The 21651-nt window shown below is 38.0% G+C and carries 22 protein-coding genes and 1 tRNA gene; 18 read left to right on the plus strand and 5 right to left on the minus strand.

Translation table 11 applies throughout. The features are described 5' to 3' along the window. Positions 1 to 447 precede the first annotated feature (447 nt). The 10 genes from BTO23_RS07280 (at position 448) to BTO23_RS07325 (ending at position 8197) form a co-directional block, all read left to right on the plus strand. Positions 448 to 523: transfer RNA gene (locus BTO23_RS07280), tRNA-Asn, on the plus strand. 144 nt (positions 524 to 667) lie between these two features. Next, positions 668 to 1249 carry an electron transport complex subunit RsxA gene (rsxA, locus tag BTO23_RS07285; RefSeq protein WP_060990558.1) on the plus strand — a complete coding sequence of 194 codons (582 nt, stop codon included), beginning with the start codon at positions 668 to 670 and terminating at the stop codon, positions 1247 to 1249. A 2-nt stretch (positions 1250 to 1251) separates the two neighbouring features. Next, positions 1252 to 1833 carry an electron transport complex subunit RsxB gene (gene rsxB, locus BTO23_RS07290; protein ID WP_060990557.1) on the plus strand — a complete coding sequence of 194 codons (582 nt, stop codon included), beginning with the start codon at positions 1252 to 1254 and terminating at the stop codon, positions 1831 to 1833. A 3-nt stretch (positions 1834 to 1836) separates the two neighbouring features. Next, positions 1837 to 4125 (plus strand): electron transport complex subunit RsxC, encoded by a 2289-nt coding sequence (gene rsxC / locus BTO23_RS07295; RefSeq protein ID WP_105063278.1) that lies wholly within the window; start codon positions 1837 to 1839, stop codon positions 4123 to 4125. Between the two features lie 2 nt (positions 4126 to 4127). Further along, positions 4128 to 5183 carry an electron transport complex subunit RsxD gene (gene rsxD / locus BTO23_RS07300; RefSeq protein ID WP_061001934.1) on the plus strand — a complete coding sequence of 352 codons (1056 nt, stop codon included), beginning with the start codon at positions 4128 to 4130 and terminating at the stop codon, positions 5181 to 5183. Between the two features lie 4 nt (positions 5184 to 5187). Beyond that, positions 5188 to 5820 carry an electron transport complex subunit RsxG gene (rsxG, locus tag BTO23_RS07305; protein WP_060990554.1) on the plus strand — a complete coding sequence of 211 codons (633 nt, stop codon included), beginning with the start codon at positions 5188 to 5190 and terminating at the stop codon, positions 5818 to 5820. After that, the gene (locus BTO23_RS07310; protein WP_060990553.1) at positions 5820 to 6506 is read left to right on the plus strand and encodes an electron transport complex subunit E; all 687 of its coding nucleotides are present in this window, start codon (positions 5820 to 5822) and stop codon (positions 6504 to 6506) included. The genes rsxG and BTO23_RS07310 overlap by 1 nt, the downstream gene beginning before the upstream one ends. Before the next feature lie 20 nt (positions 6507 to 6526). Next, a complete protein-coding gene (nth, locus tag BTO23_RS07315; protein ID WP_105063279.1) occupies positions 6527 to 7162 on the plus strand; it encodes an endonuclease III in 636 nt (211 codons plus the stop codon). 40 nt (positions 7163 to 7202) lie between these two features. Continuing rightward, positions 7203 to 7619, plus strand: a complete 417-nt coding sequence (gloA, locus tag BTO23_RS07320; RefSeq protein WP_060990551.1) for a lactoylglutathione lyase — start codon at positions 7203 to 7205, stop codon at positions 7617 to 7619. Between the two features lie 143 nt (positions 7620 to 7762). Continuing rightward, complete coding sequence (locus BTO23_RS07325) at positions 7763 to 8197, plus strand: DUF2753 domain-containing protein (RefSeq protein WP_060990550.1); 435 nt, start codon at positions 7763 to 7765, stop codon at positions 8195 to 8197. Between the two features lie 37 nt (positions 8198 to 8234). Here the strand turns inward: BTO23_RS07325 and motY are convergent, their stop codons facing one another. Beyond that, positions 8235 to 9113 (minus strand): flagellar protein MotY, encoded by an 879-nt coding sequence (gene motY / locus BTO23_RS07330; protein WP_060990549.1) that lies wholly within the window; start codon positions 9111 to 9113, stop codon positions 8235 to 8237. 200 nt (positions 9114 to 9313) lie between these two features. Between motY and rnt the strand changes: the two genes are divergently transcribed. The 3 genes from rnt (at position 9314) to BTO23_RS07345 (ending at position 12919) form a co-directional block, all read left to right on the plus strand. After that, entirely contained in the window at positions 9314 to 9982 is a 669-nt protein-coding gene (rnt, locus tag BTO23_RS07335; RefSeq protein ID WP_060990548.1) for a ribonuclease T, read from the plus strand. Between the two features lie 106 nt (positions 9983 to 10088). After that, a complete protein-coding gene (locus BTO23_RS07340; RefSeq protein ID WP_060990547.1) occupies positions 10089 to 11417 on the plus strand; it encodes a Na+/H+ antiporter family protein in 1329 nt (442 codons plus the stop codon). A gap of 188 nt (positions 11418 to 11605) precedes the next feature. After that, the gene (locus tag BTO23_RS07345) at positions 11606 to 12919 is read left to right on the plus strand and encodes a response regulator (RefSeq protein ID WP_060990546.1); all 1314 of its coding nucleotides are present in this window, start codon (positions 11606 to 11608) and stop codon (positions 12917 to 12919) included. 121 nt (positions 12920 to 13040) lie between these two features. On the opposite strand, the gene grxD is transcribed toward BTO23_RS07345, so the two are convergent. Further along, positions 13041 to 13376: a Grx4 family monothiol glutaredoxin gene (gene grxD / locus BTO23_RS07350; protein ID WP_060990545.1), complete on the minus strand. Its 336-nt coding sequence runs from the start codon at positions 13374 to 13376 to the stop codon at positions 13041 to 13043. Between the two features lie 236 nt (positions 13377 to 13612). Between grxD and sodB the strand changes: the two genes are divergently transcribed. The 3 genes from sodB (at position 13613) to BTO23_RS07365 (ending at position 15809) form a co-directional block, all read left to right on the plus strand. Continuing rightward, positions 13613 to 14197, plus strand: a complete 585-nt coding sequence (gene sodB / locus BTO23_RS07355) for a superoxide dismutase [Fe] (RefSeq protein WP_060990544.1) — start codon at positions 13613 to 13615, stop codon at positions 14195 to 14197. 211 nt (positions 14198 to 14408) lie between these two features. Further along, complete coding sequence (locus tag BTO23_RS07360; RefSeq protein WP_061013403.1) at positions 14409 to 14915, plus strand: VC2046/SO_2500 family protein; 507 nt, start codon at positions 14409 to 14411, stop codon at positions 14913 to 14915. Between the two features lie 222 nt (positions 14916 to 15137). Then, entirely contained in the window at positions 15138 to 15809 is a 672-nt protein-coding gene (locus BTO23_RS07365) for an SDR family oxidoreductase (RefSeq protein WP_060990542.1), read from the plus strand. Between the two features lie 152 nt (positions 15810 to 15961). Here BTO23_RS07365 and adhE read toward each other — a convergent pair whose 3' ends face one another. Further along, entirely contained in the window at positions 15962 to 18634 is a 2673-nt protein-coding gene (gene adhE, locus BTO23_RS07370; RefSeq protein ID WP_105063280.1) for a bifunctional acetaldehyde-CoA/alcohol dehydrogenase, read from the minus strand. A 584-nt stretch (positions 18635 to 19218) separates the two neighbouring features. Between adhE and BTO23_RS07375 the strand changes: the two genes are divergently transcribed. Further along, positions 19219 to 20064 carry an ion transporter gene (locus BTO23_RS07375; protein ID WP_060990540.1) on the plus strand — a complete coding sequence of 282 codons (846 nt, stop codon included), beginning with the start codon at positions 19219 to 19221 and terminating at the stop codon, positions 20062 to 20064. A 25-nt stretch (positions 20065 to 20089) separates the two neighbouring features. Here the strand turns inward: BTO23_RS07375 and BTO23_RS07380 are convergent, their stop codons facing one another. Together BTO23_RS07380 and BTO23_RS07385 are read right to left on the minus strand one after the other, a co-directional pair. Continuing rightward, a complete protein-coding gene (locus tag BTO23_RS07380) occupies positions 20090 to 20239 on the minus strand; it encodes a hypothetical protein (protein WP_105063281.1) in 150 nt (49 codons plus the stop codon). Between the two features lie 137 nt (positions 20240 to 20376). Next, positions 20377 to 20661 (minus strand): YeaC family protein, encoded by a 285-nt coding sequence (locus BTO23_RS07385; RefSeq protein ID WP_060990539.1) that lies wholly within the window; start codon positions 20659 to 20661, stop codon positions 20377 to 20379. 117 nt (positions 20662 to 20778) lie between these two features. Here BTO23_RS07385 and BTO23_RS07390 point away from each other — a divergent pair, with 117 nt between their 5' ends. After that, on the plus strand, positions 20779 to 21621 hold the full coding sequence (locus BTO23_RS07390) for a DUF2989 domain-containing protein (RefSeq protein ID WP_060990538.1): 843 nt from the start codon (positions 20779 to 20781) through the stop codon (positions 21619 to 21621). Positions 21622 to 21651 lie beyond the last annotated feature (30 nt).

Raw genomic sequence — 21651 nt, forward strand, 5'->3', positions numbered from 1 at the left:
CTAGGACATACACACTAACAAATCCACTCTTATTTTTATAGAAACTCTTAATTATAAAAGTTTTCCCCAACAACGGTTAAAATACATTCGAATTTAGTATTTACTCTAATATTTGAATAAAAAATATACATATCGCATATTCAAACAGCAACGATGCTATAACACATTGATTTTATGTATACAAAACACCCAAAGCAGAGTACCCATACTCTAGAAGCCTCGCCACAGCTAGCTTTAAGGAAGTTAATATAGTTTCATTAACATACTTATCCACAGTTTTAGTGGATAACTACCCACAAGCATTGATGGATATAGCCTAGAGGTGATGTCAACGATTTTTTATGGAAAATAGACTCAATTGATGACAAAAAAATCAAGTCTCTTTTCTCTCTTTTTGCGCTTGACAGTTTATTTTAGACTCGTTAATATCGTCCGCCTAAAACCAATTCCCTTTTAGTTCAGTTGGTAGAACGCCGGACTGTTAATCCGTATGTCGCTGGTTCAAGTCCAGCAAAGGGAGCCAAATTTTAAAGCCTTGTCTAAATGACGAGGCTTTTTTTTATCTTTTTTTTGCTTAAAGAGTAAAAACCTATTCTTTCTAAGGTTGTTATCAGGCTCTTAAAGTCCGATAATAACCAGATCATCTATTATCATAAAAATCATTGGCATGACTGAGTATCTATTACTACTTGTTGGTACTGTTTTAGTGAACAACTTTGTACTGGTTAAGTTTTTAGGTCTTTGTCCATTTATGGGCGTATCTAAAAAACTAGAAAGTGCAATCGGAATGGGCCTTGCTACAACATTTGTCCTTACATTGGCTTCTGTATGTTCATACCTTGTTGAAACCTATGTTTTAGCCCCTCTTGGCATTGAATATTTACGCACCATGAGTTTCATCCTTGTGATCGCGGTTGTTGTTCAATTTACTGAAATGGTCGTACACAAAACAAGCCCTACTTTATATCGTGTTCTTGGTATATTTTTACCTTTAATCACGACGAACTGTGCTGTTCTCGGCGTGGCGTTACTTAATGTTACTGAGAATCATAATTTCATTGAATCCATCATTTATGGTTTTGGTGCTGCCGTTGGTTTTTCATTAGTTCTCATTCTCTTCTCTGCTATGCGTGAACGTATTGCTGCTGCTGATGTTCCTTTGCCTTTTAAAGGTGCATCTATTGCAATGATCACCGCAGGTTTAATGTCTTTAGCCTTCATGGGCTTTACTGGTTTAGTGAAATTATAAACATGAGTTCAATTCTAATCGCTGTTATTGCTATTGCTGCACTGGCCTTAATCTTTGGATTAATTCTCGGCTTCGCATCAATTAAATTTAAAGTTGAATCAGATCCTATCGTTGAACAGATCGACGCTATCTTGCCGCAGACACAATGTGGTCAATGTGGCTATCCCGGCTGTAAACCTTATGCAGAAGCTATTGCCAATGGCGATGTGATAAACAAGTGCCCTCCTGGCGGACAAGCGACAATTGAAAAGTTAGCTGACCTTATGGGGGTTGATGTACCAAGTGCTGATGATGAAGTTGTAAACATAAAAAAAATCGCGTTTATCCATGAAGACATGTGTATTGGCTGTACCAAATGTATTCAAGCCTGTCCTGTTGATGCCATTGTGGGTGGTACAAAAGCATTACATACCGTCATTGAAGCAGAATGTACTGGTTGTGATTTATGCGTTGCTCCTTGCCCAACTGATTGTATTGAAATGATCCCTGTAAGCACGACACCTGATAACTGGAAGTGGGATTTAAATACAATCCCTGTTGTTAATATCCCGGCAGATAAGCCTTCTCAAACATCGGAGCTGTAACCCATGTTGTCCATTATCGAACAAATTAAACAAGGCCAACTATGGGACTTTCATGGTGGTATTCATCCACCTGAAAATAAAACAATTTCAACTCAAAATACGATTCAGCAAGCCGGCGTTCCAAGTGAGCTTATTTTGCCACTAAAACAACATATTGGTGGTAAAGGTGACATTTTAGTCACTGTTGGTGAACATGTATTAAAAGGTCAACCGCTCACGCAAGGTAATATTGCAATGTGTGTACCTATTCATGCGCCAACGTCTGGCATAGTAACAGCAATAGAGCCAAGAACGGTTGCTCACCCTTCAGGTTTAACTGATCTTTGTATTGTTATTGAGTCGGATAATAAAGACCAATGGATTGAAGGGCGAAATCCTATCTCTGATTTTTCCACTCAAGATCCAATAGATCTGATTGAACGTATTCGTCAATCAGGCATTTCAGGTATGGGTGGTGCAGGCTTCCCTACCAGTAGAAAACTACAAAGTGGTATTGGCAAAGCAGATATATTAATTATTAACGCCGCAGAATGTGAACCTTATATCACTGCCGATGATCGTTTAATGCAAGATTATGCAGAGGAAGTGGTAACTGGTATTAAAATCCTCCAACATATATTAACGCCTAAATTAGCCGTTATCGGTATTGAAGATAATAAACCAGAAGCAATAAAAGCATTAAATAAGGTAATTACTGATCATGATAATATCGTGATCCGAGTAATCCCAACAAAATACCCATCAGGTGGCTCTCGCCAGTTAGTTAAAATTTTAACAGGTAAAGAAGTTCCTGCTAGTGGCCGATCTACAGATATAGGCGTTATCGTACAAAACGTAGGTACTATTTTTGCTGTTAAACGTGCGATCTGTGACGCTGAACCTTTAATTGAACGAGTCGTCACATTGACTGGAAATAGTCTTGATATCCCGGGAAATTTTTGGGTTCGCTTAGGGACGACTGTTGATCATTTAATGACATTAGCTGGTTATAAAGCCGATAAAAAACATCCTAGAATTATTATGGGTGGTTCGTTAATGGGATTTACTCTCCCACATAAACAGATCCCTATAACGAAAATTACTAACTGTATTATTACGCCAGATAGAAAAGAGCTGCCTCTTTATAATCATGAAATGGCTTGTATTCGTTGTAGTAGCTGTGCTGACGCCTGCCCTGCGGCTTTATTACCTCAACAATTGTATTGGTACGCAAAATCAGAAGAGTTTGATAAATGCGAAGAATACCATTTATCTGATTGTATTGAGTGCGGTGCTTGTGCTTATGTTTGCCCAAGTGAGATCCCTCTGGTTCAATATTATCGCCAAGCAAAATCAGAAATTTACGCTCGCAAGCAAGATGCGCAAGCGGCTGATCGTGCCAAAGTTCGTTTTGAAGAAAAGAATGCCCGAATGGAGCGTGATAAAGCAGAACGCGAAAACAAATTCAAACTGGCTGCAGAAAATCGACGTAAAGAAATGAAAACAGAAGTGACTTCTGGTTCAGGAAATGACGCTATTACTGCTGCAATTGCGAGAGTCAAAGCCCAAAAAGCGGCTGAAGAATCCGGTGTCGCCAGTCCTAAACCTGCTGTTGCTGCTGCCATTGCTCACGCTAAAGCGAAACAAGCAGAAGCAGCCAAAGCTAATACCGCTGAACCTGATAATTCTGAAATGGCAAAATTACGTGAAGAGCGTAAACAACAAGCTCGTGAACGAAAAGCAAATCTTGCAGCAGAAAATAATAACTCTGAAGCTAATAGTATAGGCTCGGAAGAAACAGTAGATACAGCTAACAAAAAAGACGCAGTTGCGGCTGCCATCGCCCGTGCAAAAGCACGCAAAGCAACACAAGCTGGTAAAGATAATAAATCAAATGAAACAGTCACAACAACGGCTGTTGAAAATGATGAAACAACTGAATCAGCCGATCCTAAAAAAGCGGCTGTAACGGCAGCTATCGCACGAGCAAAAGCACGTAAAGCAGCGCAAGCAGATAAAGACAGTAAATCAAATGAAACAGTCACAACAACGGCTGTTGAAAGTGATGAAACAACCGAATCAGAAGACCCTAAAAAAGTAGCTGTGGCGGCAGCTATCGCACGAGCAAAAGCACGCAAAGCAGCACAAGCTGAAAAAGAAACTGAATCAGATCAACCTGTCACTGAAACGACCGTTGAAAATGATGAAACTTCTGAACCAACAGACCCTAAAAAAGCAGCGGTAGCCGCTGCAATAGCGCGAGCAAAAGCACGCAAAGCAGCACAACAAATTGAAAAAAATAAGGAAGAGTAACAGTGGCCTTTTTTATCACTAGCTCACCACATGCTCACAGTAAAAAGAGCACAAGAACCATAATGAAACTGGTTGCCTTAGCAACAATACCCGGTTTACTCGCTCAAACTTACTTTTTTGGTTGGGGAACATTCTTACAAGTTCTGATTGCTATAGTTACTGCAATTTCAGCAGAAGCATTTGTATTAAAGTGTCGAAAAAGACCACTTAAACCTTATATCAGTGACAATAGTGCCTTACTAACAGGGGTATTACTTGCTCTTGCTATTCCACCACTCTCTCCTTGGTGGATAACGGTTATTGGTGTGATATTTGCCATCGTCATTGCTAAACACTTATATGGCGGATTAGGACAAAATCTCTTTAATCCTGCAATGGCTGCTTATGTAGTGCTATTGATCTCTTTTCCTGTACAAATGACTACTTGGTTACCAGTAAAAGAATTACTTACTGAAACCATCAGTTTTTCTGATTCCATCTGGTTAATACTTAATGGATTAAGCCAAGACGGCTTTTCTGTACATCAACTCACTATGAATGTTGATGGAATGACAATGGCTACACCACTAGATACCGTAAAGACAGGCCTCAAAGCCGGACTGACGACCAATGAAATTTTAACTGCGCCTATTTTTAATAGTATTGCAGGACTAGGTTGGTTATGGGTAAATATTGGTTTCTTACTTGGCGGTCTTTTCTTACTCCAACAACGTCTTATTCATTGGCACATTCCTGTGAGCTTTTTAGCAAGTCTATTTATAATAAGTAGCTTATTTGCTCTTTTCTCACCAGATACTGCTACATCGCCGCTATTTAATCTATTCTCTGGGGCGACGATGCTCGGTGCTTTCTTCATTGCAACCGACCCCGTTTCTGCGGCAACAACACCTAAAGGCCGTTTATATTATGGCGCTCTTATTGGCGCTCTAGTTTACATTATTCGTACTTGGGGTGGCTTCCCTGACGGAGTTGCTTTTGCGGTTCTCTTAACCAATATGTGTGTACCTTTAATTGACTACTACACAAAACCAAGAACTTACGGCCACAAAAAAGGGTAATTTTATGCTACAAACGATGAAAAAAAGCAGCCTTGTTTTGGTCTTATTTGCTATTGCTTCAACCGCATTAGTTACCATTACTTATACGTTAACTAAAGACCAAATTGCTTACCAACAACAGCAACAATTATTGTCAGTATTGAATCAAGTAGTACCAACTAAGCAACATGACAATGAATTATTTAAAGCTTGTACCCTAATCTCAAATGTAGATGCACTAGGCACAGAGGAAGCAATGCCAATCTATTTAGCTTCATTAAATGGCAACCATTCTGGTGCTGCAATTGAAGCTATCGCACCTGATGGTTATAGCGGTGCAATTAAAATTATCGTCGGTGTTGATGCTAACTCAATGGTAACAGGCGTTCGTGTATTATCGCATCAAGAAACCCCTGGATTAGGCGATAAAATTGATACAAGAATTACCCGCTGGGTTGATGGATTTCTAGGAAAAAGTGTAGATTCAGCCAACGACAGTAGTTGGGCAGTTCAAAAGGACGGTGGTCAATTTGATCAATTTACTGGTGCCACAATTACACCTAGAGCCGTAGTTAAAGCCGTAAAAAAAGCAGTTTGGTTTTATAAAACACACCAAGATGAACTGCAAACTCTTCCACTTAATTGTGAGGCTAACTAATGACAACGCATAAAGAATTAATAAAAAATGGGTTATGGGATAACAACCCTGCCCTAGTACAACTATTGGGGCTATGTCCTTTACTTGCTGTTTCAGCAACCGTAACCAATGCATTAGGCTTAGGCATTGCTACAACCTTAGTGCTTATTGGATCTAATTTAATCGTTTCTCTTGTGCGTCAATGGATCCCACAAGAAGTACGAATTCCCGTATTTGTGATGATCATTGCTGCACTAGTTACCTGTGTTCAATTACTAATGAATGCTTATGCGTATGGTTTATATCTGTCTCTTGGTATTTTCATCCCCTTGATCGTTACAAACTGCATCATCATTGGTCGAGCAGAAGCTTTTGCATCAAAAAATGATCCTATCCCTGCAATATTAGATGGGTTATGGATGGGTTTAGGTATGACTGCAGTTTTAGTTTTACTTGGTGCTATGCGCGAAGCTTTAGGCAATGGCACTCTATTTGATGGTGCTGACTTATTACTTGGTGATTGGGCAACCGTATTACGAATTGAATTATTCCAAGTAGATAGTCATTTCCTATTAGCAATGCTTCCTCCCGGTGCTTTTTTAGGCGTTGGCTTTCTCATTGCATTAAAGAATATCATTGATAAGAAAATAAGTGACCGACAACCTAAGCAGCAAAAAGCAGAAATTGAGCGCGCACGAGTTTCATAGATAAGGACATAGAAAGCAGTATGAATAATATAAAACGACGAGAAATATTAGAACGCTTACGAGCTGATAATCCGCACCCACAAACGGAACTTGAGTGGTCAACACCATTTGAGTTATTAATTGCTGTTTTATTATCTGCGCAAGCCACTGATATCAGTGTTAACAAAGCGACACGTAAACTTTACCCTGTCGCTAATACACCTCAATCTATTTTAGATTTAGGCGTTGATGGATTAAAAACGTATATCAAAACCATTGGTTTATTTAATACCAAAGCTGAAAATGTGATTAAAACCTGCCGCATGTTAATTGATCTTCATGACAGCGAGATCCCAGAAGATCAAGATGCATTAGAAGCACTTCCAGGGGTTGGGCATAAAACCGCAAATGTCGTACTTAATACTGCCTTTGGCTGGCCAACTATTGCGGTTGATACTCATATTTATCGCGTATCTAATCGAACCAAGCTAGCAATGGGTAAAACCGTTAACGATGTTGAAAAGAAATTAGTTAAAGTGGTGCCAAAAGAATTCAAATTAGATGTTCATCACTGGCTTATCCTTCATGGTCGTTATACTTGTATCGCTCGTAAACCACGTTGTGGTAGCTGTATGATTGAAGACCTATGCGAATTTAAAGAAAAAACAGAAGTTTAATACCGATCTGAATAATTAAATTAAAAACTGGAGCAAAACAATGGCTAATGGACGCATTTTACACACGATGATCCGTGTAGGTAACTTAGATAAATCAATTGAGTTTTATACAAAAGTAATGGGAATGGATCTTCTTCGTCAAAACACGAATGAAGAATACAAATACACCTTAGCTTTTCTTGGTTATGGTGATGAATCTCAAGGTGCAGTTATTGAATTGACTTATAACTGGGGCACAGAGGAATATGATATGGGGAATGCTTTTGGTCATGTTGCTATTGGTGTCGACGATGTCTACCAAACTTGTGATGTAATTAAAGCGGCTGGTGGAAATGTCACGCGTGAAGCGGGCCCAGTAAAAGGCGGGTCTACACACATTGCTTTTGTTAAAGATCCAGATGGCTACATGATTGAACTGATTCAAAATAGCAGCGCTTCAGCAGGCTTAGAAGGTTAATAACTGAAAGCCTAAATTAAAGAAAACTATATCTATTTCATAAAACCTGCGATCTGCGCAGGTTTTTTTATATCAAAGCCTTTTAATGATAATGACTCTCAATTAAAGTATAAATCTAGCTAGTCTCTTATAAGGGAAATATGATGATAGAGCTTTGGGAAAAACATACAATATTGGCAGAACAATCCTTTAAGAATAATGATTCTTGGCGTACGATCTTACATTATCAACAAGCGTTTGCGATTGCCGAAGAACTCACAAAACAAAATGAAGTTAGTCTCATTGAGCAAACGACAATATCTGTCATCTCATGCCACAACTTAGCCCAGTTTTGGCGAAGCCAAAATGACAGTCGCTTTGAGTTAAAATACTTACAATTAGCGTCTGAAAAAATTCTCACTCTTGTTCCTCAGTGTCCACGTAGCGATTGTGAGTCTTTCATATCTAATTTAGGTTGTTGTAAAAGTGCGTTATTGGATTTTATGAAACGTCACCCTAATCCAGAGATAGCCCGTCACATCCAACATATTGACACAACAGTTCAATGTGAACTTATTGCGAGTTTTAAGCTTCAATAAAAAAGGCACCCTAATCAGAGTGCCTTAGTATGGACAATTAAATAATCGTTCGACCTAGAGAGATAACAACTCGTCGGTTTTTATTCTTACCAAGTGGTGTCGCATTATCTGCAATTGGACGACGTTCACCATAAGACTGAACTCGAATACGATCGGCAGGTAATCCAATTGATTCAAAGTAATTTTGTAATTTCACCGCTCGTCTTTCTGATACTTGTTGGTTTACGTTTTTAGCACCACTAGAATCCGTATAAGTCGCGACCAATACTAAATCAACATCCTTAGTGTATCGAATAAAATCAGCAATTTGAGATAAGCGTTTTTTAGACGCCTTATTTAACTCATCACTATTTTTATCAAAATGTAAGATCGTAAATGAGATATCTTCAAAGCTATAAGGCAATAAATTAGCAACACACATACTGAACACATTATATTGCTCTTGGAACACAACAGGAGACAAAGCGACTTCAATTAACTGTTTAGGGCTTTGCCAATCAGCATAAGTAAATGTAGGAAAACGACCATTCTCTAACTCAGCCAGCATCGACCATGCCGTAGAACCACCAACATAACCATCAAATTGTTTGAAGAACTTTAAATTCATCATTGAATCCGCACTGTCACCAGGCATCCAACGAGCCGGCATTGATACTAGATTTACCGAGCGAGTTTCTCCCATAGGGCGGTTCATCTTCAATTCAAAATCTAAATTCATCTTTTTATTGGCATACGAAGAGAATTCTCCGGTACCATAATTTGGAATATTATGAGATAAACGACACTCCAATGGTGAGTTTTGTAACATCACCCATTTTGATTGCTCAGGCTTAGCAACATAGTTTTTATTTGCTAATGCAGGAGCTGTAATCAATGAACTTACTAGCAAAGCTGAAGTAAAAAGTGTTTTTTTCATAATACCTAAATCTATTGGTCATGCCGTTGACGATTGTTTAAGTAAAGCAAAATTTAGACCAACAATACCCATTTCTTCGTTCTATTTCATTTATGCTCTGTGAATCTCTCATAAATATATCCTCATCACACCTTATTTACAGTTTTTATGCTAACGATAATCTGTAATAATAGCGGCAACATTTTCTTACGTACCGAATGATGACTGAAGTAGAGCAACATAATTTATTAAAAAACCGTTTTCGTGGTTATTTCCCTGTAGTTATTGATGTTGAAACCGCTGGTTTTAATTCAAAAACTGATGCTTTACTTGAAATTTGCGCAGTCACTTTGGCAATGGATGAAGAAGGCTATTTAAAGCCAGCAACAACTATCCACTATCATGTCGCTCCTTTTGAAGGTGCTAACCTTGAAAAAGAAGCATTAGAGTTTAATGGTATTCGTGACCCATTCAGTCCGTTACGTGGTGCAGTAACAGAAGACATTGCGCTAAAAGAAATCTACAAGCAAATCCGTAAAGAACAAAAACAACATGATTGCCGCCGTGCAATTATGGTCGCTCATAATGCAAATTTCGATCATAGCTTTGTTATGGAAGCATCTGAGCGAGCAAAATTAAAACGTATTCCTTTTCATCCTTTTTGTACCTTTGATACCGCAGCGATTAGTGGTTTAGCACTTGGACAAACGGTATTAGCAAAAGCATGTAAAACAGCCGGAATGGATTTCGACGGAAAAGAAGCCCATTCAGCACTTTATGACACGGTTAAAACAGCAGAGCTTTTCTGCCATATCGTGAATAAATGGAAAGATCTTGGTGGCTGGCCTCTACTGCCAGAACCAGAAGAAGATAATACTAATAATACTTAATTGGCTACTTTGCTAATACCAATTCAAATAAGTAGCTGAACAAGAATGATCAAACACTTATTTGGATTGATATAAATACACAATATTTACAGGGAAACTAAACAAAATGAATCCAATCATTCTTTCTGTTTCAGTAATGCTTATCCTCGCTTTGCTTAGAGTTAACGTTGTTGTTGCTTTAACATTCAGTGCACTAATCGGCGGATTAGTCGGTGGTTTATCATTATCTGATACTATCTCAGCCTTTGAAGGTGGCTTAGGCGGCGGTGCCACTATTGCATTAAGCTATGCCATGCTTGGCGCTTTTGCTGTTGCTATCTCCAAATCAGGTGTTACTGATTTACTTGCTCATAATGTAATTAAACGCATTAACGGTAAAGATAACCTACATGCAGCCACTGGTGTTAAATACCTACTGCTTTGCTTGATTTTATTAATCACAATTTCATCTCAAAACGTCGTTCCTGTGCATATCGCATTTATTCCAATTTTGATCCCACCACTAATCCAAGTTTTTAATAAATTAAAATTAGATCGTCGTTTGATCGCATGTGTATTGACGTTTGGTTTAGTTACCCCATATATGATTCTTCCTGTCGGTTTTGGTGGCATTTTTCTAAACAATATTTTGCTGAAAAATCTTCATGACAACAACTTAGATGTTGTTGCAAGCCAAGTTCCTTTAGCCATGGCTTTACCTGCTCTTGGTATGGTTACTGGTTTATTAATTGCTGTTTTCATCTCTTACCGTAAACCTCGAACTTACGCTGATGTTGATAACGCTGAAATGCAAGCAACAAATGCGACTCCTACATTCAACAAACGCCATATTCAAATATCTATTGTTGCTATTATTGCTGCTCTTTCTGTTCAATTAGCAACAGGATCAATGATTGTTGGTGCTTTAGCTGGCTTTATGGTTTTCACTTTTGGCGGTGTTATTGCGTGGAAAGAGACTCAAGATGTCTTTACTCGTGGTGTTCACATGATGGCAATGATCGGCTTCATTATGATTTCTGCTGCAGGCTTTGCTGCAGTAATGAAAGCTACAGGTGGTGTTGAAACCCTAGTTCAAGCATTATCAACTACGATTGGGGATAATAAACCTCTTGCCGCTCTATTGATGCTTATCGTTGGTTTATTAGTAACAATGGGGATTGGATCATCGTTCTCTACTATCCCAATCATCGCTACTATTTATGTACCTCTTGCTCTTGCTTTTGGCTTCTCACCAATGGCGACTATTGCCTTAGTAGGTACTGCTGCTGCACTAGGTGATGCAGGTTCACCAGCATCTGATTCAACATTAGGTCCAACGTCTGGCCTAAACGCAGATGGCCAACATGAACACGTATGGGAAACCGTTGTTCCTACGTTCCTACACTACAACTTGCCATTAATTGTTTTTGGTTGGATAGCTGCGATGGTTCTATAGGTAATCCACTCCCTAATATTTAATGATATTAATCATTTAGATAGAACAAATAAAAGCGACAGGTCCTCCTGTCGCTTTTTTGTACTAAGATCAAATATATTTCATCTTCTATTGTTAGTTTTATCTATATTTACTAGAGACACTTGTTATACTCGGGCACTTGTTTCGTTACCTCCAACTATACTCACATGAAATTAATTAAGCTTTCCTCTTTTCTCATCATTGATGACAGCACTGTTATTCAAAATGCTATTAGAGCGTTGCTCAGCCGTATTGGAGTTCCAACAAACAACATTGCTTGCTGCCCAACCGCAGGTGCAGCAGTGGGTAACTGTAAACAACAAAAATTTGATGTACTTTTTGTCGACCATAATTTAGGTCACGGAAGTACTGGACTTCAAATGCTAGAACAATTGCGTTTACTCAAATTAATAAACGACAATACACTTGTTTATATCATTACCGGCAATGAAGACCCACAAATCGAATTAGCTTACAGTGATTACAACCCTGCTAAATACATACAAAAACCGATCCGTCCAGAAGAAATTATTACCGTTATTAATCATGATTTAATTAAACGTAAATTCTCAATGGGAATGATTGCGGCCTATACAAAAGATGGGTTAGCAGGTGTAAAACCTTTGATCTTTAAATCTCCAAATAAAATCATTCTTAAAGATTCAATGCTTAAACTTGCAGCTCGTTTAATAAGGGTAAATCGTTTAACGGAAGCACTAAGCGTAAATAAAGCATTGTTGTCTATTATCAAAGAATCAATAGAAGCTGAACTACAGCAGATTGAAATCTATATCGCTCAAGAAGATTTTGATACTGCAAATCAACTTACCGACTTATTATTACCAAAACATGAAACAAGTAATCTTCATCTTCTCGATCTAAAAGCCGATATTGCCTTTCGTCGAAATAACTTACCAATTGCCACGCGCTATTGGAAAAAAGGTTTTGAACTCGCCCCTTATTCCTACTTGCGCTTTAGTTACTATACTTGGTCATTGATAGCAAAAGGCGATCGTTATGACGCATTTGATCTATTAACAAAGTACGCTTATTTATTACCCAACTCGGCTTTTGATTCTGCTGGAAAACGTGCAATGGCTGCTTGGGGAGATCTTTTTCTTGCTCCAGAAGAAGTTCTGCAAGAATGGTCACCAGAAAGTGCATGGCAACGAGTGAGTGCTAAATTAAAAGGACGGCTGCGTGGTATTCCATGTATCTCTGCACAACGAGCATTATCCGCTTTATTTCAGCTAAGAATGAACCGTTATGGCGAAGCAAATCGATTAATATCAGATATTCAACATGCTGATATTACTGATTATGAAACGGCTTATATCGTTTATTTAGTGTATTGCGAGATGAAACTTGATGATGAGAAAGAGTATATTGAAACAAAATGGCTCGCGAGATTACAGCAAGGAAAATCGACCTTAGCAAAACTGCAAACTCTTGCTTTTGAAAAAGCGAAAGCATCCGGATAGATAACCTATTTACTCTTGAGGTAAGTATTAAATCTATAGCGATTAAAAAAGCCACGTATTATCAAAAATACGTGGCTTTTTAATTAAATAAATCATAAATAAATTATGACCGTTTTAATTCTTACTCAGCTTCAGGTGCATTGCGTTGTGCTGCTTCTTGAACTAAAGGCTTTAACTCACCCTTTTGGAACATTTCAAGAATGATGTCACAACCGCCAATTAACTCACCTTCAACCCAAAGTTGTGGGAAGGTAGGCCATTGCGCGTATGCTGGAAGTTCAGCACGAATGTCTGGGTTTTGTAGGATATCTACGTAAGCAAATTTCTCACCGCAATTCATTAGTGCTTGAGATGCTTGAGATGAAAAGCCACAGCTTGGAAGCTTAGGAGAGCCTTTCATGTATAGAATGATGTGATTTTCAGCAATTTGTTGTTTGATCTTATCGATAGTTTCCATTGTATCCTCTAATGGGTCGACACTAAGTTGTATCCATTCTACTTGTTATGCTCTCAGAAAAAAATACCTAATATTTGTAGTGGTATTATTTATTGAAAATTCACCACTTTTTCTTTTAATAAAATCAAAACTTGCTAGAATCAATTCGAAGTCAGATAAAGCTCTACGTTTAATAGAGCGCATATTTTTTGGAATTTAGTGAGGCGTAGACCTCTTATTAAATGGAGACATGAGCAATGTCATTTGAATTACCAGCTCTACCGTTCGCAAAAGACGCATTAGAACCACACATCTCTGCAGAGACTTTAGATTACCACCACGGTAAGCATCACAACACTTATGTTGTTAAACTAAATGGTCTTATTCCTGGTACTGAGTTTGAAGGCAAAACACTAGAAGAGATTGTTAAGACATCTACTGGTGGCGTTTTCAATAACGCAGCACAAATTTGGAACCATACGTTCTACTGGAACTGTCTAGCTCCAAACGCTGGCGGCCAACCAACTGGTGCAGTAGCAGCTGCTATCGACGCTGCATTTGGTTCTTTCGAAGAATTCAAAGCTAAATTTACAGATTCAGCAATCAACAACTTTGGTTCTTCTTGGACTTGGCTTGTTAAAAATGCTGACGGTTCTCTAGCTATCGTTAACACATCTAACGCTGCAACTCCCCTAACAGATGAAGGCGTTACTCCTCTTCTAACTGTTGACCTATGGGAACACGCTTACTACATCGATTTCCGTAACGTTCGTCCTGATTACATGGGTGCGTTCTGGGCATTAGTAAACTGGTCTTTCGTAGAAGAAAACCTAGCTAAGTAATCATATCCTTTGAATGACTGTTTTATAAGAGTCATATTATCAAAGCAAGAAGGTCAGTATTTATACTGGCCTTTTTTATTTACTCAATGTTGCGGTAACACTTTGCCCTACATCTAAAATATTTTCAAAAAAACGGCAATTAATTTCCTAAAAAAGCTAAAGGTTTTCAATTCTTTTCCGATAAGTATTTATCATCAAGAGGAATTGATTCATGAAAGTACATACTTTAGATAAAGCAGAGTTAATCAGTGAGATTCAATACGGTTCAAACCTAAACCATGCTATGGAAGCGGGTCGCCGTGCGGATTTCGCCTTAATGATGTCTTTACTATCTAATGACTTACGTGAAAATACACCCGTTGAAAAAATAGACGAAAAAAAAATAACCGAAGATCTGCTTCGCCAACGCTTTCAACTTGCAGACGCTCAAATACTCCGTAGCAATGAAGAAAGCTACTCACGTGCAGCTTCACAAGCAAACCAATTTCACAATGGCGGTTTAGCTAGTGCTAAATTACAATATGGCTTAGCGCCTGATGCGATGGCTTATATGCCACAAGATACTTGTGAGCTGCCTGAAGAGGTTTACCATAACCTATCAGGTCATCAACGACGTCAATTAGAATCTGGCAATGAAATCTTTAATGCCATTCCGCAAGACCTTTATAATGAATTAGTCACAGCTAAACGTCATTCGGAAATGAATCTGTACGTTTAAGCCTAATAATATTCTTTCTACTCTTATCTTATGCGTTATCAATATTTCTGCTTTATTTCTCATTCATTCAGAATCATTATGTGAGTTAGTGCATAAATCCTACAATTGAATACAAATTAATCCGCATTTCTCGTCAAGCTCACAGCAGATGTCATATTTCTATCCCATTATTAAAGCACCTTATCCAACGATAATAATGAAATGCTTTAAGGAAGGAATGCTATGCAAATTGAACATTCAACTATTCTAATCACATCGGCTGGTAACTTTATGGGTCGAGACGTTGCATACCATTTTGCCTCTCTTGGCGCATGTCTTATTATTGCAGATTCAAACCATGATGGACTTAATGAAACTCATCGTTTATGCCGTCAAATCAACTCAAACGTCATCAGTTTCCAGCTCAAAGATCAGTCTCTAGAGAGTATTCAGCATCTATTTCATGCTATTGATAGAGAATTTAGTCGCGGGATCGATGTGTTAATAAACAATTATACCGACGTTGCATTACCGAGCTTACTCGCTCCATACGATAAAGAATGTCCGTTTCAGTTAACTGAATTAGCAGCAACCCTATTTACCTACGGCCAGTATGCAGCTCAAAACATGAGAGATCATTGCAAAGAAGGTGTGATCATTAATTTAGGCTACCGCAAGCATTCTTCACAAAAGCAATACTTAGACAATTCAACCGCATTATTAGCAGGCTTAACCAAAAGCTGGGCTAAAGAATTAAACCCATTTAATATCAGAGTTGGAGGGGTGGCTCCGCGCCTTTCTAATGAATATTCAGATTCAAATGCCAATCTAATCAACCAAGAACTTATAAAAAATACGGAATACATTCTTCAGAATGAATATTTTAATGGCCGTATAATCGAAGCTACCGCTTAATACCTTGATGATATAAGTATCTATCCCCAACATCTCACTCTTTGCTTTATAAAAATGACAAATATAAAAAAACCACCTTACGAATAAGGTGGTTTTTTCATTTCAATATTTTCAAACTATAAGTGAAAACATCTCAACTAATTAGCATCGAATTATTTCTTTGCTTTTTTCGCTTTTGGCGCTTCAGATTTTTTACTTACTGCTGCTTCGCCTTCAACAAATGCTTCGCCTTCAACAAATGCTTTGCCGTAGTAAGAAGCGATTAATACTTCTTTAAGTTCTTTAATCAATGGGTAACGTGGGTTAGCACCTGTACATTGGTCATCAAACGCATCTTCAGCAATTGAATCCACTTTAGCCATGAACGCCGCTTCATCAACACCAGCAGCTTGAATTGACAGTGGGATATCCAATGCAATTTTAAGCTCTTCTAACCAACCAAGTAACGCATTAACTTTCGTTTCAGTATTACCTTCACGGTAGCCTAAATGCTCTGCAATTTCAGCGTAACGAGCACGTGCTTTAGGACGGTCGTATTGAGAGAATGCAGCTTGTTTAGTTGGGTTGTTAGTCGCATTAAAACGAACAGTATTCGAGATTAATAACGCATTCGCAAGGCCATGTGGAATATGGAATTCTGCACCTAATTTATGCGCCATTGAGTGACACACACCTAGGAAAGACTGCGCAAAAGACATACCAGCGATTGTTGCTGCATTGTGAACTTTCTCACGTGCAATTGGATCTTTCTTACCGTTAGCGTAAGAGCTTGGTAAGTACTCTTTAAGCATCTTAAGTGATTGCAGAGCGTGACCATCTGAATATTCGTTTGCAAGAACAGAAACGTAAGCTTCTAATGCGTGAGTTACTGCATCGTAACCACCGAATGCACATAAAGACTTAGGCATATCCATTACAAGGTTAGCATCAACAACAGCCATGTTTGGCGTTAGCTCGTAATCTGCTAATGGGTATTTTTGACCCGTTTTTTCATCAGTTACAACAGCAAATGGTGTAACTTCAGAACCGGTACCAGAAGTCGTTGTGATACATACTAGTTCAGCTTTTTGACCCATTTTAGGGAACTTGTAAATACGTTTACGGATATCCATAAAGCGCATAGATAGGTCTTCGAAATCAGTTTCTGGGTGCTCGTACATAACCCACATGATTTTCGCAGCATCCATTGGTGAACCACCACCAACCGCTAAGATAACATCAGGTTGGTAGCTTGCACATGCTTCAGCACCTGCTTTAACTACTGCTAATGTTGGATCTGCTTCTACTTCATGGAACACTTCAACTTCCATGCCTTTCTCTTTTAAGATTGAGCGTAGGTCATCGATGTAACCGTTGTTGAATAAGAAACGGTCAGTAACGATTAATGCACGTTTTTTACCTTCAAGGTCAGTCATTGCAATTGGTAAACAACCGCGACGGAAGTAGATAGATTTTGGTAGTTTATGCCACAACATATTTTCTGCTCGCTTAGCTACAATTTTCTTGTTGATAAGGTGCTTAGGACCTACGTTTTCAGAGATAGCGTTACCACCCCAAGAACCACAACCTAACGTTAGTGAAGGTGCTAATTCAAAGTTGTAAAGGTCACCGATACCACCTTGAGATGCTGGTGTATTCACAAGAATACGAGCAGTTTTCATTTTGTCACCGAAGTACGCGATACGCTCTTCGTTGTTATCTTGGTCAGTATAAAGTACTGAAGTATGACCAACACCACCTATATCTAATACGATGCCCGCTTGACGCACAGCATCTTCAAAGTCTTTCGCTTTGAATAGACCTAATGTTGGAGATAGTTTCTCATGAGCAAATTCGTCATCCCATGAAGCTTCTAAGCCTTCACCGATAAGAATTTTAGTAGATGTAGGTACTTTAACATTTGCTAACTCAGCGATTTTGTATGCTGGTTGGCCAACGATGTTAGCGTTAAGTGCGCCATCAATAAGCAGTACTTTACGTACTTTATTTGCGTCTTCTTTGCTTAGAACAACCGCGCCATATTTAGCGAAACGAGCTTTAACTTCGTCATAGATAGATTCAACAACGATTGCCGCTTGCTCAGAAGCACAGATAACACCGTTATCGAATGTTTTAGACATTAAGATTGAAGAAACAGCACGTTTGATATCAGCAGTTTCATCGATAACTACAGGTGTGTTACCCGCACCAACACCGATTGCAGGTTTACCTGAAGAGTAAGCCGCTTTAACCATGCCTGGACCACCAGTAGCAAGGATCATGTTGATGTCGTCATGTTTCATTAGTGTATTTGACAATTCAACAGATGGTTGGTCAATCCAACCAATGATGTCTTTTGGCGCACCCGCTTTAATTGCTGCGTCTAATACAACTTTAGCTGCATAGTTAGTTGCATTTTTAGCTCGTGGGTGTGGCGAGAAGATACAACCGTTACGTGTTTTAAGACAGATTAACGCTTTAAAGATTGCTGTTGAAGTAGGGTTTGTCGTTGGAACGATTGCACAAACAATGCCTAGAGGTTCAGCAATAGTGATCGTGCCACCTTCATCATTACGATCGATGATGCCACAAGTTAATTCATCTTTATATTTATTGTAGATAAATTCAGAAGCAAAGTGGTTTTTGATAACTTTATCTTCCATGATACCCATGCCAGATTCAGTTGCTGCCATTTTTGCTAGTTCGATACGAGCTGTTGAAGCTGCTAGAGATGCTGCACGGAAGATTTCATCAACCTTCTCTTGTGGGAAATTCGCAAATTCTTTTTGCGCCGCTTTAACACGAGCTACTAGAGCATCAAGTTCAGCTAAATTCGTTACAGGCATATTGTTTCTCCTAAAAATAAAAACTATAAAATTCATTAAAAACTATTTAGTAAGGACTCTGCTTTTCATCCTTGTTTGCAGTTAAGCTTAACCATTTTTCTTGGTTGTCTTGCTTTACTTTCTTAGTAAATTGCTTTCAAAACTGATTATATTCTTTCACAATTTGAAAAGTATTGATTCAGATCAGTTATGAGAATTTATTTACCACTTTCGACTTACCCCCAACGGGTAGCACAATATAATTATGATTTAGATCACATAGTTACATCTATTTATGATCTAATTCAAAGTAATAACTAATGACAACTCAATAATTAACAAAGTTACAAGTTGTAATAAAGTTACACAATTGCGGTCAGAAATGACAAATTATGGCGAAATACTCGTGCCACTAAAGAGTAGTATAACTAGAATAAAATTCACATCTTTTATCCGTCCAATAACTTGCTCTAGATCACTTTATTATTATTCTCTTATACATTTATAAGAGGTTATGTTGCTTGAAAAGAAAATATATAGTGGAGAGACGCTCTTTTTTTCATTATTCTTGTTTAAGAGCAATAAGTTGGAATGCAGCGGTAACTATGAAAACAAAACGTATTAAACATTATTTATATACCACTATCTTTGGTACACACACTAAAGGAGGAAGACGATTTGATATCACACTGATAATCTTAATCCTCACCTCTCAAGCAACACTAATCTTAGACTCTATTAGTTCAGTCAACGCTGTCTATGGGGAACTACTGTGGCGTTTAGAATATATTTTTACCGCAATATTCACACTCGAATATATTTTACGATTATATTGCTCACCAAAACCAAGTTCATATGCGAAAAGCTTTTATGGGGTTATTGATTTGCTAGCGATTTTGCCCACGTACTTAGCACTGTTTTTTCCGAGTGCAAGTTACATTGCGATTATTCGATTACTACGTGTAATGAGAATTTTTAGGGTTTTAAAATTAGTACGTTACCTACAAGACTCTAATATTCTTTTACGGTCATTATTAATGGCCAAAAGAAAGATACTTATTTTCTTTAGTACCGTTGCTATTTTAGTGTCTGTTTTTGGATCTTTGATGTTTGTAATCGAGGGACCGGATAATGGGTTCACTAGTATTCCGCAGAGTATCTATTGGGCAATAGTGACGATAACAACTGTAGGTTATGGAGATCTCGTACCTCATACTGCCCTGGGAAAGGCAATTGCGTCACTCACAATGCTACTTGGTTATTCTATTTTAGCGGTTCCTACAGGGATAATTACGGCAGAATTAAATCAAGAAATGAATGCGCACCGAGATTTAGTACGTTGTCCTAACTGTATTAAAGGTGGGCATGAATCTGATGCAATGCATTGTAAGCATTGTGGTAGCGAGCTTCCTGAGCCACATAAAAGAATAGTGAACACAGGCTCGCATTAATCAAACAGGGACGAGGTTAGCGCTGTTATTCCGAATACAGCGTTAATGATCCTTGTGATGTGCTATTTTCAGGACCATTGCCAAGAAATTTGGGTGCCGCAATAACAGCAAGTAACACAAATACCGCAGCAAATGCCGCAAATTTAGTAAGGACTTGTCCTTTAGTCTTCTTCATTATGATTTTTCTTAATTTATTAAACTGTCGATAATCTACGTGAGTACATCCTTATCGACAATTTTATAAATTCTTTTTGGGATCAATGTGGCATTAAAATTCTTATTGTTGAGATATTAAGCAAAAAAAAGATAAAATCAGTCAGATGAAACATTTACACGAACAATATCTTCTTGTCCCTGCACAAACTGTTTTTTTAATTCAGCTTTTGATTTAAAACTAATTTCTCCACCTTCTGCCACTGTCATATGCTGGGCTTCTTTATTATACTTTGATTGATATAGCATCACCGCTTGCATGCAAGTACTTCTTTGCTCAGTAGACAATGAAGTGCCATTATGCCACTTCCCTGTTTCGACAGCATATTGCAAATTTTCGAAAACCTCAGGTGTCATTGATTCTAATAATTTATTAATATCCATTATTCTCTCTCTATATTAGCAACTACCAAACGATATCTTTTCATTAATGTTAGTCAACAAGGTGCCGATAAATAGGAGTAATGGATCACGTTTCCTTTTTCTATCTATGGGGTCATCATGTTTTTAACTATTCAACGACTTTCTTTGCTTACTCTAAGTACTCTTTTATTATCAGCATGTTTTGGAGTAAAACCGACAACTGAACAGTTATGTGAAGATCATGCCGCTTTACAATGCGATCAATTAAATATGCGTGATGGCCAATGTCGTCATCAACGCGATACTCTGATCCTTAATCGATTTGACGTATTAAAAAGTAATAGTGACTTAGATAAATTAAAAACAATCAAAGCCACTCATGAATATCAAATCTGTTTAACTTCCGCCGCACAGATAGAACCTATAACAGCAAAGGAAATTAAATCTAAACGCAGTGAAGCTCTACTTCATTCTTACGATGCTATTGATGCTCTATCGTTAGAATTACAACACTCTAAAGAGCCTAAAGTTCTTTTCTACCTTTGGACGACTGGTGATAAAAATGCATTGCGTGAGTTTTTGCAATTAGAAGGAAGTAAAAAGCTTGAATCAACCGAGATGCAATATGCACTCGCGACTTTCTATACTCAAAGAGACGGCAAAAAAACCATTTTAATTTTAAATCACTCATTGGAACTATTAACAGAACAAGATTACAAAAATGGCCTACATGCAATCATTATTAAATCATTAGCTAGCATCAACCATAAGGAAAATAATAAAAAGCTCGCTTATGTATGGGCGTTAGTTGGCAAGGGGTTTGAACTAAAAGTCGCTTCAGAAAGACAGCTTGATTTGTTATATCAACTCTCTGATACGGAAAAAGTACAATTAAAACTTACCAGTGACGTAATAAAAGAAAGTATTGAGAATCAAACATTCAGGTCTTCATTATTACCGAATTTAGATAAAAAGATTTAACACCATCTATAGTAGAATTTACAGAAGGAG

Source organism: Aliivibrio sifiae (genome assembly GCF_002954715.1).
GTDB lineage: Bacteria > Pseudomonadota > Gammaproteobacteria > Enterobacterales > Vibrionaceae > Aliivibrio > Aliivibrio sifiae.

Coding starts and splice junctions, on each gene's coding strand:
- adhE (WP_105063280.1), bottom strand. CDS start 18,634: ATGCCTGTAACGAATTTAGCTGAACTTGATGCTCTAGTAGCTCGTGTT.
- BTO23_RS07310 (WP_060990553.1), top strand. CDS start 5,820: ATGACAACGCATAAAGAATTAATAAAAAATGGGTTATGGGATAACAAC.
- grxD (WP_060990545.1), bottom strand. CDS start 13,376: ATGGAAACTATCGATAAGATCAAACAACAAATTGCTGAAAATCACATC.
- BTO23_RS07360 (WP_061013403.1), top strand. CDS start 14,409: ATGAAAGTACATACTTTAGATAAAGCAGAGTTAATCAGTGAGATTCAA.
- gloA (WP_060990551.1), top strand. CDS start 7,203: ATGGCTAATGGACGCATTTTACACACGATGATCCGTGTAGGTAACTTA.
- BTO23_RS07390 (WP_060990538.1), top strand. CDS start 20,779: ATGTTTTTAACTATTCAACGACTTTCTTTGCTTACTCTAAGTACTCTT.
- rsxB (WP_060990557.1), top strand. CDS start 1,252: ATGAGTTCAATTCTAATCGCTGTTATTGCTATTGCTGCACTGGCCTTA.
- motY (WP_060990549.1), bottom strand. CDS start 9,113: ATGAAAAAAACACTTTTTACTTCAGCTTTGCTAGTAAGTTCATTGATT.
- nth (WP_105063279.1), top strand. CDS start 6,527: ATGAATAATATAAAACGACGAGAAATATTAGAACGCTTACGAGCTGAT.
- rsxA (WP_060990558.1), top strand. CDS start 668: ATGACTGAGTATCTATTACTACTTGTTGGTACTGTTTTAGTGAACAAC.
- BTO23_RS07385 (WP_060990539.1), bottom strand. CDS start 20,661: ATGGATATTAATAAATTATTAGAATCAATGACACCTGAGGTTTTCGAA.
- BTO23_RS07365 (WP_060990542.1), top strand. CDS start 15,138: ATGCAAATTGAACATTCAACTATTCTAATCACATCGGCTGGTAACTTT.
- BTO23_RS07340 (WP_060990547.1), top strand. CDS start 10,089: ATGAATCCAATCATTCTTTCTGTTTCAGTAATGCTTATCCTCGCTTTG.
- BTO23_RS07345 (WP_060990546.1), top strand. CDS start 11,606: ATGAAATTAATTAAGCTTTCCTCTTTTCTCATCATTGATGACAGCACT.
- sodB (WP_060990544.1), top strand. CDS start 13,613: ATGTCATTTGAATTACCAGCTCTACCGTTCGCAAAAGACGCATTAGAA.
- BTO23_RS07325 (WP_060990550.1), top strand. CDS start 7,763: ATGATAGAGCTTTGGGAAAAACATACAATATTGGCAGAACAATCCTTT.
- rsxG (WP_060990554.1), top strand. CDS start 5,188: ATGCTACAAACGATGAAAAAAAGCAGCCTTGTTTTGGTCTTATTTGCT.
- BTO23_RS07380 (WP_105063281.1), bottom strand. CDS start 20,239: ATGAAGAAGACTAAAGGACAAGTCCTTACTAAATTTGCGGCATTTGCT.
- rsxC (WP_105063278.1), top strand. CDS start 1,837: ATGTTGTCCATTATCGAACAAATTAAACAAGGCCAACTATGGGACTTT.
- rnt (WP_060990548.1), top strand. CDS start 9,314: ATGACTGAAGTAGAGCAACATAATTTATTAAAAAACCGTTTTCGTGGT.
- BTO23_RS07375 (WP_060990540.1), top strand. CDS start 19,219: ATGAAAACAAAACGTATTAAACATTATTTATATACCACTATCTTTGGT.